The organism is Parabacteroides sp. AF17-28 (assembly GCF_003479205.1).
Classification (GTDB): Bacteria; Bacteroidota; Bacteroidia; order Bacteroidales; family Tannerellaceae; genus Parabacteroides; species Parabacteroides acidifaciens.
On the sequence record NZ_QUGV01000057.1, the window covers coordinates 1 to 1,941 of the forward strand.

1 protein-coding gene is annotated in these 1,941 nt (G+C 34.6%); it reads right to left on the reverse strand.

The features are described from left to right. Nucleotides 1-701 precede the first annotated feature (701 nt). Entirely contained in the window at nucleotides 702-1,862 is a 1,161-nt protein-coding gene (locus tag DWW90_RS20275) for a hypothetical protein (RefSeq protein WP_122346277.1), read from the reverse strand. Nucleotides 1,863-1,941: the final 79 nt, after the last annotated feature.

Here is a 1,941-nt window from a genome sequence, read left to right on the forward strand (position 1 = left end):
TTAATATAAACTAATTTAAATCATGTCTGAGAAAATTTCTTTGGACAGTAGTGGCACAAACCATTAACATTATTAGAAAGCAACTTTTCAGTTTCATAATATAGATATTATTTTGTTTTACCTTTTAAATAATCACAATACAAAGATAGAGATAAATAATGTGAAAAAGATAGGTAGTACTCTCGTTGTTTATAGACGAATCTATCAAACTGTAAAAGTGAGAGTTTTAGCCCGTATCGTGCGATATACACCCTCTTTTCAGCTGAAAGTCGAAAGTTAAAAGTTGAAAGTTAAAGGAAACACATACTTTATTCACTTTCTATCATCATACTATTATTAGGCAGACTCATCATCCTATCTATTATACTCTCATCATCTTACAAGACTTATCAAAGATATGCACATTTCTACCAAAGCATACAACTAAAAATCAAAGCCATAGTAGCAAAAGTACCTAACATGGGGGTGTACAACTGTTCCTACACCCCCATGTTCAGGCCTCTGACATCCCAAGTGTGACCTACTTCGATCATTCGGGTGTTTCTTTACTTTTGTACTTACTATCGTAATTTTTAATAGTATGTTTTGTAAAAATAGCCTATAACTATTGTAAAAGTTTGTATATACAAAATCAAGATTACTTAAATGACAAAAAAGTGCTCCCCAGTGAAGGGAAGCACTTTTAATCTTATAGAGAATAATTACTTAACAACAGAAGACTGACTAACTTTATCCCAGTCCTTAACAGACATTTTTACAACCAATGTCGGTCTATTACCTTCTGAGCCGTCGCCATTACCTACAACAATTGCTTTAATGTCATAGAATTTGTTAGCTTTAATACCAGTATTTGAAGTATATGCATTACCACCGTCTACAGTATCAAAATCACCATTAATAGCACCGATCTCAATATTATAATATGCATTAAATGTCTGATCGTTAATAGCAACACCATTCTTCACACCATTAGTAATCTTAAAATCAGCATTAAGAGTTAAAATAGTAGGCTGTGCTTTTACTTCGTTAGGAATAACGTAATAGATAAAGTCCTTATCTAATGTGATAGCTTGTGCATCAACCTTACCTACAGTTCCAATAACCTGATCTACAGATTCAGCACTTGATGAAATATTATAAGCGACAAGTTGATCTGTATTAGAAACATTTTTCTTAGCCCATGTCCAAGGTTTCATACCACCAACCCATGCTGTAGCAGCTGTATAAGTTGTTCCAACTCCACTATATGTAACAGCCTGAGCCGCAGAGTTAATCGCCACATTCTTTAATGTAAGAGCCACATTACCTGCTGTAAAATCCGTTTGATATGCTTCACCATCAACAGAACCATTCATATCCAATGTAACACCTGTCAACTGTACTTTAGCCAAATCACGAACTAATTGAACATTAGCTACATTTTCTACTCCTGCTAATACAGTTGTTGTATTCGCTTGTACTCCATGCATTGGAATAGCTTCAGCATCATATAAACCATCTTTAACGCTCAAAGCAATTGGAGTTACCCCCAATATTTGATCATCAGTTAACACTGTAGTACCTAAATTTGCAAATGCTGCAGCTTTAACTACAGTTCCAACTTCCAAATCAGAAAAAGTAACATCACCTGAACCTGTTGATTGAACTTTTCTAAGAACTGTAGTTCCGTCTGCATTCAATAAAACAACACAAACATCCTTAATAGTAGCATCATTCGCTTTTGTTGCTTTTGTATTAAGCGTAATAGTCAAAGCGCCTTCACCTTTAGCCGGTTCCTGTCCACCTTCAATCACTTCGTCCTTCGAACAAGAAGCGAACGCACATGCGATCATAGTCGCATACATAAAATTTCTTAGTTTCATATTCTTCAAAATTAAAAAGTTAATAACACTACTGTCCAAAGAAATTTCCCCATAAGTTCAGTTGATCTGAATCGGAATC

Coding starts and splice junctions, on each gene's coding strand:
- DWW90_RS20275 (WP_122346277.1), bottom strand. CDS start 1,862: ATGAAACTAAGAAATTTTATGTATGCGACTATGATCGCATGTGCGTTC.